At 68.2% G+C, this 14,385-nt stretch carries 9 protein-coding genes; 4 read left to right on the top strand and 5 right to left on the bottom strand.

What is annotated here, in order from left to right; translation table 11 throughout:
* Nucleotides 1-65: 65 nt before the first annotated feature.
* Together D3H54_RS02490 and D3H54_RS31440 are read right to left on the bottom strand one after the other, a co-directional pair.
* Nucleotides 66-1,055: an IniB N-terminal domain-containing protein gene (locus tag D3H54_RS02490; RefSeq protein ID WP_149377709.1), complete on the bottom strand. Its 990-nt coding sequence runs from the start codon at nt 1,053-1,055 to the stop codon at nt 66-68.
* A gap of 217 nt (nt 1,056-1,272) precedes the next feature.
* A complete protein-coding gene (locus tag D3H54_RS31440; RefSeq protein WP_210419637.1) occupies nt 1,273-1,827 on the bottom strand; it encodes an Rv0340 family IniB-related protein in 555 nt (184 codons plus the stop codon).
* A 204-nt stretch (nt 1,828-2,031) separates the two neighbouring features.
* On the opposite strand from D3H54_RS31440, the gene D3H54_RS02480 reads away from it, so the two are divergent.
* From D3H54_RS02480 to D3H54_RS02470, 3 genes are all read left to right on the top strand, one after another.
* On the top strand, nt 2,032-3,906 hold the full coding sequence (locus tag D3H54_RS02480) for an Hsp70 family protein (RefSeq protein ID WP_149377708.1): 1,875 nt from the start codon (nt 2,032-2,034) through the stop codon (nt 3,904-3,906).
* A 5-nt stretch (nt 3,907-3,911) separates the two neighbouring features.
* A complete protein-coding gene (gene iniR, locus D3H54_RS02475; RefSeq protein ID WP_210419636.1) occupies nt 3,912-6,398 on the top strand; it encodes an isoniazid response ATPase/transcriptional regulator IniR in 2,487 nt (828 codons plus the stop codon).
* 229 nt (nt 6,399-6,627) lie between these two features.
* A complete protein-coding gene (locus D3H54_RS02470) occupies nt 6,628-9,639 on the top strand; it encodes a (Fe-S)-binding protein (protein WP_168215024.1) in 3,012 nt (1,003 codons plus the stop codon).
* Here the strand turns inward: D3H54_RS02470 and D3H54_RS02465 are convergent.
* Both D3H54_RS02465 and D3H54_RS02460 read right to left on the bottom strand, forming a co-directional pair.
* Nucleotides 9,636-10,979, bottom strand: a complete 1,344-nt coding sequence (locus tag D3H54_RS02465; protein WP_149377706.1) for an HNH endonuclease signature motif containing protein — start codon at nt 10,977-10,979, stop codon at nt 9,636-9,638. The genes D3H54_RS02470 and D3H54_RS02465 overlap by 4 nt on opposite strands.
* Nucleotides 10,980-11,034: 55 nt before the next feature.
* Nucleotides 11,035-11,517 (bottom strand): hypothetical protein, encoded by a 483-nt coding sequence (locus tag D3H54_RS02460; protein ID WP_286199088.1) that lies wholly within the window; start codon nt 11,515-11,517, stop codon nt 11,035-11,037.
* Nucleotides 11,518-11,657: 140 nt separating this feature from the next.
* Between D3H54_RS02460 and D3H54_RS02455 the strand changes: the two genes are divergently transcribed.
* Nucleotides 11,658-12,923 carry a pyridoxal phosphate-dependent aminotransferase gene (locus D3H54_RS02455; protein ID WP_149377705.1) on the top strand — a complete coding sequence of 422 codons (1,266 nt, stop codon included), beginning with the start codon at nt 11,658-11,660 and terminating at the stop codon, nt 12,921-12,923.
* Here the strand turns inward: D3H54_RS02455 and D3H54_RS02450 are convergent.
* Complete coding sequence (locus D3H54_RS02450; RefSeq protein WP_286199087.1) at nt 12,891-14,297, bottom strand: FAD-dependent oxidoreductase; 1,407 nt, start codon at nt 14,295-14,297, stop codon at nt 12,891-12,893. The two genes, D3H54_RS02455 and D3H54_RS02450, sit on opposite strands and share 33 nt — an antisense overlap.
* Nucleotides 14,298-14,385: the final 88 nt, after the last annotated feature.

The following is a 14,385-nucleotide window of genomic DNA, read 5'->3' as shown; positions in this document are numbered from 1 at the left end:
GTATGCGCAGGCAAGCGGCGAGGACCTCCAGACTTGCTGAAGGTCCCCGCCGTCGCCGGATTGCTCTACAAGCCCAGCAGGTGGTTGCCAGACGCCAACGCCATGTCATGGCTGTTGTCGAGGTGGCTGTTCACCAGCGTGGTGTCGTGACCGGCGTCGAACAGCGAGTGGCTGGACGAGTCGTGCGTCGAGCTGTCGGTGACCGTGGTCTGGTGCACCGAGTTGTCGGAGTGGTCGGTCAGCGTGGTGGTGGTGTGGGTCTGGGTGTTGACCGGCGAGCTGGCCGTGTTGCCGCTGTTGGTCGACGGGTGGTTGTCGACGATCGTGATGCCGCCGCCGCCCGCGTTGCCGCCGGAGGCGTGCCCGCCGCCGAGGCCGATCAGGCTGCCGCCGGCCGACGCTCCGCCGCCGTTCCCGCCGCTGGCGTCGACGTCGTGCAGGACCGTGCCACTGTTGTCCTTGATCACGGTGCTGCCGCCGGTGGCGGTGGTGCCGTCGTCGTGGATGTGGCTGTGGCCGATCGCGACGTTGGAGCCGGTTCCGGCGACCACGTGACCGTTGTTCACGTCGTTGCCGTTGCCCAGCACGGCGCCGTCTCCGCTGACGATGTCACCCTTGTTGTTGCCGTCGACCACCACGCCACCGTTGGTGGCGGTATTCGTGGTCTTGTTGCCGAAGGTGATGTCGCCGAAGCCGAGATTGAAGCCACCCTGCTGGGCGTTGCCGCCGGCATTCTGATCCGGGCTCAGCAGCGAGGTGTCGTTGTGGCTGGCCAGGTCGGTCTGCGGCGCGAAGGTCGGCGACGGCGCGTAGACCGGCTGGTAGGCCGGCGCGAAACCGTACTGGTTGGACACCGCGCGCTGCAGGCCGACGACCGGGTCCCCGCCGCCGAGCACCAGGCCGGGAACGGCGGTGGCGGCCAGCGTCGAGACCTGGGCGGCGGACACACCGGCGAACCCGGCGTCGCGCATGGTTTGCTCCGGCGCGGCGACGAACGCCCGTGCGGCGTCCTCGTTGCGGAACAGGTCAAGGATCCAGTCGAGGAGAGAGAGCATGGTCGGACCTTTCGGTGTGTTCGCCGGTGACTCCGGCGATCTGGAGACCACGTTATGGACGACGCCGTCGGGCGAAAACGGGGCCGAAACCCCTCGTCACCAGACCTCTACTAGGGCCGGCCAGGGGAAGGGCACTAGGGGATTAGGGGGTCCCTAGGGAATGCCCCAGAAACGACAAATCCCCACGTCACTACGGACGTGGGGATTTGCCGGGGGATCAGAACAAGTCGAAGCCGGCGTGGTCTTCCGGCGTTGTCAGGGTGGCGCCATGGTTGTCGTCGAGGTGGCCGTGACCCCAGGCGGACGGATCCGCCCAGTCCTGGCCGGCGTCGGGGGTGACGCCGTGGTCGAGCACGGTGTCGGTGAGCTGCGATGCGGCCTCCGGCAGGTTCAGCGCGCCGGGGTCGACACCGAGATCGGAGATCATCGCCGGAGCCTGATCCGCGTGCTGGGCGACATCGGTGATCACCGAGTGGACCTCGGGTGCGGTGGCGGCCGCGGGCAGGTGGTCGAAGGCGTCGAATGCCGCCGTCGCCGCTCCGCTCGCCCACACATTTCCGTCGCCGGTGCCTGCGGCGGGGCCGAACCCGGCTCCGGAGAGCGGGCCCGACAGCGAGTCGGCCACCATCGGAATCAGGTTGTTGACGTCGGCGCTGGTCACGTCGGTCAGATGGGCGTCGGCGATGGCGCCGCCCGGGTCCGCGGCGTAGCGTGCGGCGGCGTCGGGATCTCGCACGAGCGACATCACGAAGTCCAGCAACGAATTTGCCATGGAAACGCCTTCTCTCCTACCGCCGATAGTCACAGTGGAATCCCAGCTGCTGCCAAGAATGTTATCGGCGGACGCGCGTGCCGTGATCGGTGTCGAAGCCACTCGAACCGCGGCACCATTAGGGGGTGCAGCCTTAGGGGTTCGGAAGGCATTAGGGGATATGGTGATGACGGCTGCCGACCAGGCAGCGGAGGGATGTGCGAATTGAGCGAATCGCTGGGGTTGTCGATCGGAGCGACCAACCTGGCGGCGGCACGTCCAGGCCGTCAGCCGATAACCCGCCGGTCGGTGTTGACGTTGTGGGACCACCGGCCGCCCGAGGTCGGCGTTCCCTCCCAGAACCCGGAGTTGACGAGCCCGAATCTCACCGAGGCCGGCCAGGTGTTCCGTGGCTTCGTCGAGCGGGCGGGCGATCCGGTGCCGTTGGTGGCCGCCGATGGTTCGCCGCATCGCGGCGAGGACTTGATAGCCGACGCGCTCGAGGCGATGGCTCGCGCCGCCGACGACGGCTCACCGGTCGCCACCGTGGTCGTCGCCGTCCCTGCGTACTGGGGTGCCGGTGCCGTGGGCGCCCTGCGTGGCGCGCTGCGCACCCGGCCTGCCTCGTCGCCCAACGGCATTGCGCCGGCGCTGATTTCCGATGCGACGGCCGCGCTGGCCGCGCTGCAGGCTGATCCAGGTCTGCCGTCGCAAGGGGTGGTGGCGCTGTGCGACTTCGGCGGCAGCGGTGCCAACATCACCCTCGCCGACGCCGGTGCCAACCTGCAGCCGATCGGCGAGACGGTCCGCTTCACGGATCTCTCCGGTGACCACCTCGACCAGGCGCTGCTGACCCAGGTGCTCGCCGGGATCCGCGATCAGGCCAACGTCGACCCGGCCAGCACCAACGCGGTCGGTGCGCTGACCCGGCTGCGCGACGAGTGCCGCCAGGCCAAGGAACGGCTGTCGTCGGAGACCGCGACAGTAGTGTCTGCCGAACTGCCCGGCTTCCGCGCCGATATCCGGGTCACCCGCCCGGAGCTGGAGGCGTTGATCGCCGAGCCGCTCGCCGGTTTCCTGGACACCCTCGGAGATGTGCTGGAGCGCAACAGGATCCCTGCGGTCAACCTGGCCGCTGTCGCAACCGTCGGCGGAGGTGCCGCGATACCGCTTCTGACGCAACGGCTTTCCGAAGAACTGCGCGTCCCGGTTATCACCACGCCGCTGCCGGGTCTCAACGCGGCCATCGGATCGGCCGTGATCGCCGCGCGCGGCAGCGCGCCGGACGCGCCGACGGGGATGGCAGTCGCTGCCGCCGACGCACCGACCGGGCTGGCTCCGGCGGCCTGGGCGGCCGGCACAGCGGGAGCGGCCGCGACCGAATCGGCCACCGACGGCTCGCCGTCGGCGACGTTTCGCGCGCTGGCCTGGTCGCAGGACGATGCGCCCGGCGCGGAGCCGGTACCGTATTCCGGCGACGACTACACCTTCGACTACGCGCAGCAGGCGCAGGCCACCGGGATGCGCCCGATGGTGGAGTTCGAGCCGACGGACTCCGAGACCGAACTGGTCGCCGCGCCGGTGCCGTGGTACCGGCGCCCGCCGCTGCTGTTCGGTATCGCAGCGGCCCTCGCGGCGGTGGCGGTCGGCGGTCTGGCGATCACCCTCACGAGTGCGGACAGCACACCGTCGACCACGACCACCCGGGTCACCAAACCCGGCGATCCCACCGAGGCGCCGGCCACGAGTGTCGTTCCGCCGCAGACGGTGACGATCACCGGCAACGACGGGGTTCCTACCGAGTCGACGATCCCGGCGACCACCACGGTCATACCGACGACCACCACCACCGCGCCTACCACGACCACCACAACGACCACGCCGTCGACCACGACGACGACCACAACCACCACAACGACGACCACAACCACCACAACTCCGCCGACGACCACCACCACACAGCCGCCGACCACGACTACGCAGCCGCCGACGACAACGCAGGCTCCGCCGACCACCACCGTCAAGCCGATCACCACCACCGTCGCGCCGCCGACCACCCGCGACATCATCACTGGCGTGACGTCGCCCCCAGGGGCCTGACGCCGGTGCCCGATTCGATTCCAGCGCAGGGCCTTTCACCGGCTGCCCACGAGGCGCTCAGTGTCCTGGGGTCTGGGCCGGTCAAGATGCTGGTGACCGGCGGAGTCGGCACGGGCAAGACCACCCTGCTCGTCGCGGTTCGGGAAGTTCTGCGCGGCACCGGTTCCCCGGTCGTGACCCGCTCGTCGGTCGACGGCGACCCTGCCGATGCCGCCGTGGTGGTCGACGACGCGCACCTGCTGTCCCCGGGCGAGTTGCAGCGGCTCGCCGAGCTGGTCGCCGATCCGTCGTCGACGGTCGTGGTGGCGGCGCAGCCGCGGGACCACGACGAGGACCTGCAGGCCCTGATGACGGCGATCGAGCGGGAGCGGCCTCGAATCGCCCTGGGGCCGATGACATCTGCCGAGATATCCCGACGGATGACCGACCCGTCCGGCCATCCACCGCGCACCGAGTTGGTGACCAGCATTCTCGTCGCGACGGCGGGCATCCCGTTCCTGGTCGACGCGGCGCTGGCCTCCGCTCGCCCGTACTCGGCGGCGTCGATCACACAGGCTGCGCTGTTCGCGCTCAACGACCGGCTGCGCCGGCTCAGTGAACCCGACCTCGACGCGCTGCTGATCGCCTCGCTCAGCCGCGATCTCGGCGCCGCTGATCTGGCTGCGACACTTCAGGTTCCGTCCGATGAGGCCAGGCTGCTGATCGATCGGGCCCGTGCCACCGGACTGGTCGAACCTGCGCACAGTCCGCACTTCCTGCGCGGGGTGCACCGCGCCGTCGCGCAGATTCTCGGCAACGCGCGCCACCACGATGTCGAGACCGCGCTGCTGCGCTCACAGATCGCGATGTCCACGCTGTCACCGGACCTGGCGCTGCGGTTGGCCGAACACGGCGTGCGTGACGAGCAACTGGCCGAGGTGCTACGCAGGCAGGCCGGTGCAGGGCGCGCCGACCCGGCCCTGCTGCGCGCCGCAGTCGATGCCGGCGCGGTCGAACTGCGGGCACAGCTGGCCGATGCGCTGGCCCTGGCCGGCGAATCCTCCTCGGCCGCAAGCGAAGCGGACAGTCTCCTGGCGTCGGAGGATCCGGCTGAGCGGGCCGCGGCGGTCCGGGTGGCCGCCAGTGTCGCGATGCTCAACGGCAACTCGGCGCAGGCGTCCGAACTCTTCAGCTGGCTCGGCCCCTACCCGGACGCGGCGGTGAGCGCAGCCGCGGCGATCGTGCTCACCGCGACGGGCGATGCCGCCGCTGCCGAACGCGCGCTGGCCGTGCCGAGCGCGGGCCCCCCGACCGCGGCCTCCCGCGCTGCGCGCACCCTGGCAGAGGGACTGCTGGCGACGTTGCAAGGCCCCTATTCGGCGGCGGCGACCAAACTCGGCGCGGCGATGGCCGCGGAGTATTCAGCGGCCCAGGTACTACCGGACAGTCCGGCGGCTCTGGTCACGCTGGCCGCACTGCACGGCGGTGACCCGGTCCGCGCGCGCAGCGTGATCGCCCGTGCGGTGCGTACCGACCGGGACGCCGACGAGCCGCTGTACGGACATCGACACCGCCTGCTGCTCGGCTGGACGAGGATGCAGGACGGCCAATTCGCGGCGGCCGCCGCCGACATCGCCGGCCTCGACGGCACGCACCGCCGGGATGCGCTGTGGACGGCGGCACTGCGCACCGCGCTGGCCCGGCGCGGCGGCGATGCCGGCGCCCTGCAGAAGCACTGGTACGCCGCGATGGAGGTGCTGGTCGAGTATTCGGTCGACCTGTTCTCGTTGCTTCCGCTGGGTGAGCTGTGGGTGGCGTCGGCCCGGATCGGCCAGCAGGACCGGCTGGCGCCCGCTCTCGAGCAGGCGTTCGGGCTGCTGGAATCGCTGGGCAATCCGCCCACCTGGTCGGTGCCGCTGCGCTGGGCCGGCGTGCACGCCGGGATCCTGGCCAGTGATCCGGCCGCGGTGGCCCCGCACGGGCAGGCGCTGACCGCCTCCGCGGCGCACAGCCCGTTCGCCAAGGCGCTGGCCGTGGCCGGCCGGACCTGGTTGCGGGTGCTCGCCGGGCAGGTCGACGGCGACGAGGTCGGCGCCGCCGCCCGCGGATTGGCACAGTTCGGTCTGACCGCTGATGCCACCCGGCTGGCCGGTCAGGCGGCGCTGCAGACCAACGACCCCAAGGTGTCGGGACTCATGTTGCAGGTCGCCCGCGACCTGAAACTGTCGGCCGGCGACAGCGCGGGCGACGACGGCCAGCAGCCGCTGGTGTCCGAGGCGTCGGGGCCGGCACCGACGGGTGCGCGGCAGGCGTCCTCCCCGCTGTCGGATCGCGAGCGCGAGGTGGCCGAGCTGCTGTTGCTGGGCATGCCCTACCGCGATATCGGCGCGCAGCTGTTCATCTCCGCGAAGACCGTCGAGCACCACGTCGCCAGGATTCGTCGCCGTCTCGGTGCGGAGTCCCGCTCGGAAATGCTGTCGATGCTGCGGGCGATTCTGTCGCCGCAGAGCTGAGACCCCAGCCGCGTTCGTCCCTAGTTAGGACAGCCTTTGTAGCGGCGCCAAATGCCGAGATGCAACTATGAGCTGGATTGAAGTTAAGTTACTGGTCGGTAACTTAAGCTAAGTTACCATTGAGTAGCTTACGACAGGGAGGCTGTCCGTGACCGCTCTCGACTGGGGTCGACTGATCATCGGCCTGCTGGCCACCGCCATCGTGTTGGTGTTTGCCGCACGGCGCGTAATGTTCCTCACCCACCTGATCCGGTCCGGTCAGCCGATCAGCGACGAGAGCGGCCGCAAGGACAACATCCCGGACCGCATCAAAGCGCAGTTCACCGAAGTCTTCGGCCAGAAGAAGCTGCTGAAGTGGTCCATCCCCGGCATCGCCCACTTCTTCACCATGTGGGGCTTCTTCATCCTCGCCACGGTGTATCTCGAGGCCTACGGCGTCCTGTTCAACCCGGAATTCCACATCCCGATCGTCGGTCGATGGGACGCGCTGGGCTTCCTCCAGGACTTCTTCGCTGTCGCCGTGCTGCTCGGCATCATCGTGTTCGCGATCATCCGGTTGCGCTCCGAGCCCAAGGAGTACGGGCGGGATTCCCGCTTCTACGGCTCACACACCGGCGGCGCCTGGCTGATCCTGTTCATGATCTTCCTGGTCATCCTGACCTACGCGATCTTCCGCGCCGCCTCGGTCAACGCGCTCGGCGATGCGTTCCCCTACGGCTGGGGTGCCTTCTTCTCCCACGCCCTCGCCAAGCCGCTCGCACCGCTGGGCCACACCGCCAACGAGTGGATCGAGACCATCGCGCTGATGGGCCACATCGGCGTCATGCTGGCGTTCCTGCTGATCGTGCTGCACTCCAAGCACCTGCACATCGGCCTGGCCCCGATCAACGTCACGTTCAAGCGCCTGCCCAACGGGCTGGGCCCGCTGCTGCCCGTCGAGTACAAGGGCGAGCCGATCAACTTCGAGGATCCCGCCGAGGATGCGGTGCTCGGTCGCGGCAAGATCGAGGACTTCACCTGGAAGGGCTACCTCGACTTCACCACGTGTACCGAGTGCGGTCGCTGCCAGTCGCAGTGCCCGGCATGGAACACCGGAAAGCCGTTGTCGCCCAAGCTCGTGATCATGAACCTTCGCGATCATCTGTTCGCGAAGGCGCCGTACATCATCGGCGGCAAGCCGATCCCCAACGGTGAGAACGAGGCCGAACAGTTCGCCTCCGCCGAGGGCGGTTTCGTCGAGACCAAGCACGACGCGCACGACCACGTTCCGGAGTCGGGCTTCGAACGCGTGATGGGCTCCGGCCCGGCGCAGGCGACCCGTCCGCTGGTGGGTACCGCCGAGCAGCTCGGCGTGATCGATCCCGACGTGCTGTGGTCGTGCACCACCTGCGGCGCCTGCGTCGAGCAGTGCCCGGTGGACATCGAGCACATCGACCACATCGTCGACATGCGCCGCTACCAGGTGATGATGGAGTCGGAATTCCCCAGCGAGCTGGGTGTGCTCTACAAGAACCTGGAATCCAAGGGCAACCCGTGGGGCCAGAACGCGAAGGAACGCCTCACCTGGATCGACGAGGTCGAGTTCGACATCCCGGTCTACGGCAAGGACGTCGAGTCGTTCGCCGGCTTCGAGTACCTGTTCTGGGTGGGCTGCGCCGGCGCATACGAGGACCGCGCCAAGAAGACCACCAAGGCGGTTGCCGAACTGCTGGCCGCTGCCGGCGTGAAGTTCCTGGTGCTCGGCGACGGCGAGACCTGCAACGGCGACTCGGCTCGCCGCTCCGGTAACGAGTTCCTGTTCCAGCAGCTGGCCTCGCAGAACGTCGAGACACTGAACGATCTGTTCGAAGGCGTCGAGCGGGTCGACCGCAAGATCGTCGTGACCTGCCCGCACTGCTTCAACACGCTGGGCCGCGAGTACCCGCAGGTCGGCGGCAGCTACACCGTGGTGCACCACACCCAGTTGCTGAACCGCCTGGTGCGCGACAAGAAGCTCGTCCCGGTCAAGGCTGTCGATGGTGGAGCCAACGTCACCTATCACGACCCGTGCTACCTGGGCCGGCACAACAAGGTCTACGACGCACCGCGTGAGCTGATCGACGCCTCGGGCGTGACGCTGAAGGAAATGCCGCGGCACGCCGATCGCGGCCTGTGCTGCGGCGCCGGTGGCGCGCGGATGTGGATGGAAGAGCACATCGGTAAGCGCGTGAACCACGAACGCGTCGACGAGGCGCTGACGCTGGATCCGGCCAAGATCGCCACCGGCTGCCCGTTCTGCCGGGTGATGATCACCGACGGTGTCGGCGACCGCGACAAGGCCGACGAGGTCGAGGTGCTCGACGTCGCCCAGCTGCTGCTGGGCTCGCTGGACTTGAGCGGTATCACGCTGCCGGAGAAGGGCACGGCCGCACGCGAGGCTGAGGCTGCCGCCGCTGCGGCACCGGCGCAGGCGCCTCCCGCGCCGAAGGCCGAGCCCGAGCCGGCTCCCGCCGCCGAGGCTGCCGCGGCCGCGCCGTCGGCACCGGCCAAGGAAGCCGCGCCGGTCAAAGAAGCCGCGCCGGTCAAGGGGCTGGGTCTTGCGGGCGGCGCCAAGCGCCCCGGCGCCAAGAAGGCCGCCGATGCGGCTCCTGCCGCCGAGGCTCCCGCTGCCGACGCTCCGGCCGCCCAGCCCGTCAAGGGCCTCGGCATCGCCGGCGGCGCCAAGCGACCCGGCGCCAAGAAGTCGGCGGCCGCCGCTCCGGCTGCCGCGGCATCGACTGCGGCTCCCGCCGCTGAGGCACCGGCTGCCGCCGCGCCTGCCGCAGAAGCGCCCGTCAAGGGGCTCGGCATCGCTTCGGGCGCCAAGCGACCCGGCGCCAAGAAGTCGGCGGCCGCCGCTCCGGCTGCCGCGGCACCGGCTGCTGCTCCCGCTGCTGAGGCACCGGCTGCTGCTCCCGCTGCTGAGGCACCGGCTGAAGCCCCCGCGGCCGAGGCACCGGCCAAGCCCGAGCCGGAAGTCAAGGGCCTCGGCATCGCCGCGGGTGCCAAGCGACCCGGCGCCAAGAAGTCCGCTCCGGCAGCAGCGCCTGCTCCGGCCGAAGCCGCAGCTGAGCCGTCGGCGCCTGAGCCGGCCGCACCGGCTGAAGCCAAAGCCGAAGCCGCCAAGGCGGAGGAGCCGAAAGCCGAAGCGCCTCAGGCCGAACAGCCTCCGGTGAAGGGCCTCGGCATCGCCAGGGGTGCGCGGCCGCCGGGCAAGCGCTAGGCCGCGTCGCCATCGTCATTCCCGAGTAACCGCTCGGGGTGATGGAAGTCGTTGACGCCCTCGCGCAGCATCGGCAGGTCCGGCGGCGGTATCCACTGGGTGCTGCCGTCGGGCAGTTTGCGGGTGCTCCACCCGCCGGTCTCGACGAGTTGATTATCCGGTGGGCAGGCCAACGTGAGGTCGTCGATGTCGGTATTGCCGCCCCGAGACCAGTCTCGTGCGGCGTGGTGCACTCCACTGTGATAGCCCGGCGCGTTGCAGCCGGGTCTGGTGCAGCCGCGGTCCTTGCTGTGCAACATGATTCGCTGGTCCGCAGAGGCGATGCGCTTGGTGCGCCCCAGCCACAACGCCCGCCCATCGGTCCCGTCGAACAGGGCGAGGTAGTGATACGCATGGGCGGCCATCCGGATCACGTCCGGGATCGGCAACATCGTGCCGCCGGCTGTGACCGCCTGCCCGGTCTGGGCGTGAATGTCCTGCAGCGTGGCGCTGACGATCACCGTGACCGGCAAGCCGTTGTGCTTGCCGAACTTCGGATCACCCAACTGCCCGCGTACCAAAGCCTTTAGCGCATCGTGTTGACGCTGGGCATGACTGCGCGAATCCCGCTGGATCACTTCATCACTGGGAGTGACCGTTGGCGTCTCATCGGCTGGGTTGCACATCCCGGGCGCGGCGAACTTGGCCAGCCAGGCGTCAAGCTCCGAGCGCAACTCCGGATCCGCGACGAGCCTGCCTACGCTCATGCCGTCGACGCCCTGCGCGCCACACCATACGAATCCGCGCTTACGCGCGCGGTCCTCGTCGGAGAACGTGCCGTCCGGATTGAGATGAAGCGCCAGCCGGTGCGCGACGTTCTCCAATTGATCGGGCCGCAAGACCGTGGCCTTCTGCGCCAAGATGCGTTCGGCCTTCTCCACCTCGGTCGACGGCACGTGGTCGGGCAGGTCGCGGAAGAACTTCTGGATCACCCGTAGGTGTTCACCGTCCAGCTCACCCGCGCCCCAGGCGGTCGCCGTCTCAGGGAGCAGGGGTGGCAGCGGCTCACCGGTCAACGCCCGCCGCTGCACCAGTTGCTCGGCATCCCGGATCCGCCGCTTCGCCTCGCGCGGACTGACCCGCAGCACATCGGCCAGCGTGATCGGGACCGGAGGACAACCCTCGAACTGTTCCAAGCGCGCTACCAGCGCATGCGAGGCCGCCACTTGGCGGCGCCGCGCTTTCTCCAAACGCTCCAGGACCACAAAGCGCTCGGGCGCAGACAACGCATCGAGATCGACGGTGGCCAGTGCCTCGACGCAATCGTCGAGCGCCCGCAATACCGCGTCTATCGAACGCATGTTCGAAAGGCTACTCCGACCCTCCGACAGAAAGTGCCGGCGTGAACGGCAGCGCTCAGCCGACCTTGATCAGCTGGAACGGTGCCTGGGTGATCTGACCGCCCGGGCAGTCACCGTTGGAGTCGGCGGTGATGGTGCCGCTCATCGTCGCGGCATTGACCGAGTAGGCGATGCGGACGGGCGCGTAGCTGCCGTCGTCGCACACCACGCCGTCGGGCTTGGTCACCGTGAAGTTCCACCGACCATCGGTGAAGGTGGCGACGCTGGTCCAGCCCACGGTGCTGCTGAGGTTGGCGGTACAGCCGTTGACGGCTGCAGGGCAACTCGACGACGCCGTCACCACAGCGCCGTCATCGCCGCCGCGGACAGCGTACGTGCCATTTATCAGTGCCGGATCGGCAGACGCAGAAACAGCAAATCCCAGCGCGGTAACCGCCGCTGCGGAAGCAGCGGTCATCAAAGTGCGTGCGATCTTCACGTTCATCCCTTTGTGCCGTCGGTAGTGAAGCCCCAAGTTAACAGCCGATTCACCCAGCAATCACTGCTGCTGTTCAGCGAAATCACAGTTGTGTCCGAGGCGTCCCACAATTGAATTCGAACCGTGACTTCTCACGTCACAGCAAAGGCACAAAACGGCACACGGGAAACCAAGTTGCATAGCAATGGGACACTTAGCCGGTGAGTACGCACCAGTTACCGTGGCACGGCACCAGCCAGCACCCTCGGCAACGTACGTTCACGCAGTCCACCAAGCTGCAGGACGTTCTGTACGAGATCCGCGGGCCGATCCATGAGCACGCCAACCGGCTGGAGAACGAGGGTCATCGCATCCTCAAGCTCAACATCGGCAACCCCGCGCCGTTCGGCTTCGAGGCACCCGACGTGATCATGCGCGACATGATCGCCGCGCTGCCCGACGCCCAGGGCTACTCCGATTCCAAAGGCATCCCTAGCGCCCGCCGCGCGGTGTTCACCCGCTACGAGCTCGTCGAGGGCTTCCCCCGCTTCGACATCGACGACGTCTACCTCGGCAACGGCGTATCCGAGCTCATCACGATGACGCTGCAGGCGCTGCTCGACAACGGCGACCAGGTGCTCATTCCCGCGCCCGACTACCCGCTGTGGACGGCGTCGACCGCATTGGCCGGCGGTACCCCCGTGCACTACCTGTGCGACGAGACCAACGGCTGGATGCCCGACGTCGCGGACCTGGAGTCCAAGATCACCGACCGCACCAAGGCGCTCGTGGTGATCAACCCGAACAACCCCACCGGCGCGGTATACAGCCGCGAAGTTCTCGAGCAGATGGTCGAATTGGCGCGCAAGCATCAATTGCTGCTGCTCGCCGACGAGATCTACGACAAGATCCTGTACGACGACGCGAAGCACATCAGCCTGGCCACGCTGGCGCCGGATCTGCTGACGCTGACGTTCAACGGGTTGTCCAAGGCCTACCGGGTGGCCGGCTACCGGTCCGGCTGGCTGATCATCACCGGACCCAAGGAACACGCCAGCAGCTTCATCGAAGGCATCAGCCTTCTGGCCAACATGCGTCTGTGCCCGAATGTGCCTGCGCAGCATGCCATTCAGGTGGCTCTGGGTGGCCATCAAAGCATCGACGACCTGGTTCTGCCGGGCGGACGCCTGCTCGAGCAGCGCGACGTGGCCTGGAACAAGCTCAACGAGATCCCCGGGGTGTCGTGCGTCAAGCCCACCGGCGCGCTGTACGCGTTCCCGCGGCTCGACCCCGAGGTCCACGACATCCACGACGACGAGCAGTTGGTGCTGGATCTTCTTCTGCAGGAGAAGATCCTGGTCACTCAGGGCACCGGCTTCAACTGGCCGGCACCCGATCACCTGCGAATCGTGACACTGCCGTGGGCACGCGACCTGAGTAGAGCCATCGAACGGCTAGGCAACTTTCTGGCCGGCTACCGGCAGTAGCTCGCCCCGGCGCCGTCGGCGCAGTTTGGCCTTCACCAGCGCAAAGATGAACGCGGGGTGGAGAAGTCGAGTCGGCGGGTCGAGGAAGTTGTTGATCCTGAAGAACTTCTCGGCGACCACGGCGTCGTACGAACACACCTGCAGCACCCAGTCGGTGGCGCGGTTCGCCGCCCGGGTCGCAAGGGTTCGACGGCCCTCGACCTGCGGGAAGGCCAAGTCGGCTCCGGCCGCCATTTGCCAAGCAACCGCAATGGATTTCGCGGCTTTCCGAAAGTACCGCAGCGGCAGATCGTCGGCGCCCGAGTGCAGGCAGTCCCGCAGGGCCATCGCGTCCAGCGCCCCCACCGTCATCCCCTGCCCGTAGACGGGGTTGAAGCTGCAGATCGCGTCACCGCACACCACCAGACCGGCCGGGAAGCGCTGCAGCCGGTCGTAGCGCCGCCACTGGCTCCAGGGCATGCGGTGCCGGATCACCTCACCGATCGGCTCTGCCGCGCTCACTGCAGTCCAAACATGTTGTGGTGCATAGCCGTAGGCGAAGTCCAACATTCCGGCGCGGTGGCATGGCGGCTCGTTGCCGAGCATGCCCCAGACGGTGAACATCCACTGGTCGTTCTCATAGCTCGACAGGAACAATCCGCTGGGGCGGTCCGGGGCGGCACCGATCACCACCACCTGCTCGACGAGTCCGGGCGGAATGCGCAACAGCTGACTGACGTAGGTGGTGCGCACGACGATGCGGTCTTCCGACGGACGGTGGTATCCCAGCCCTTCCAGGAGCGTCGGCGTCCGCGACCCGCGGCCCATGGCGTCGACGACCAGGTCTGCCGTCAGCCGCCGCTCGGTACCCCCGTCGTGGTCGGCCGTCTGCACCCCGGTGATGCGGGTCCGGTCGGGCGTCGATATCAGGTCGACGACGTCGCGGCCCTCCAGAATCGTCACATTGGGCACGGCCCGCAGCCGGCGCCGAACGTGATACTCCAGGAACGGCCTGCTGGACAGGTATATCGCGGACCCGGTCTGCTGCGAGACACCGGACCTGACCATCGTGTGACCACCGAAGGACACGTAGATCTTCGAGAAGTCCCCGTCGTCGAGGGACACTCCCCCGGCGTCGACGAGCTCGGTGAGGAACCCAGGAAACAGCTCGTCGACGATCTGGCCGCCGCGCCCGAGCAGGGCATGGACGTGCCTGCCCTGCGGGATGCCGCGCCGGTTGACCGGTTCGTCGGGCAGTTCGTCGCGGTCGATCACCGTGACGGTTCGATAGAAATCGCTCAGTACCTTCGCGGCCAGCAAGCCGCTCATGCTGGCACCCAGAACAATGGCATGGTCCCCGACGACGGCCATCCGCTCCTCCTCGCCCCTGGTCACCTGAGCATGGGGCGCGTCGCGGAGGCCGCTTAGCGTAGTGGCCTACTCGACTTCGCCGTCGATGCCGCGGTGAGGTCCACCAGCTCTT

Origin of the sequence: Mycobacterium sp. ELW1 (assembly GCF_008329905.1) — a bacterium.
GTDB lineage: Bacteria > Actinomycetota > Actinomycetes > Mycobacteriales > Mycobacteriaceae > Mycobacterium.
Note: the sequence above shows the minus strand (reverse complement) of the source record. Positions and strands in the feature narration are given on the sequence as shown.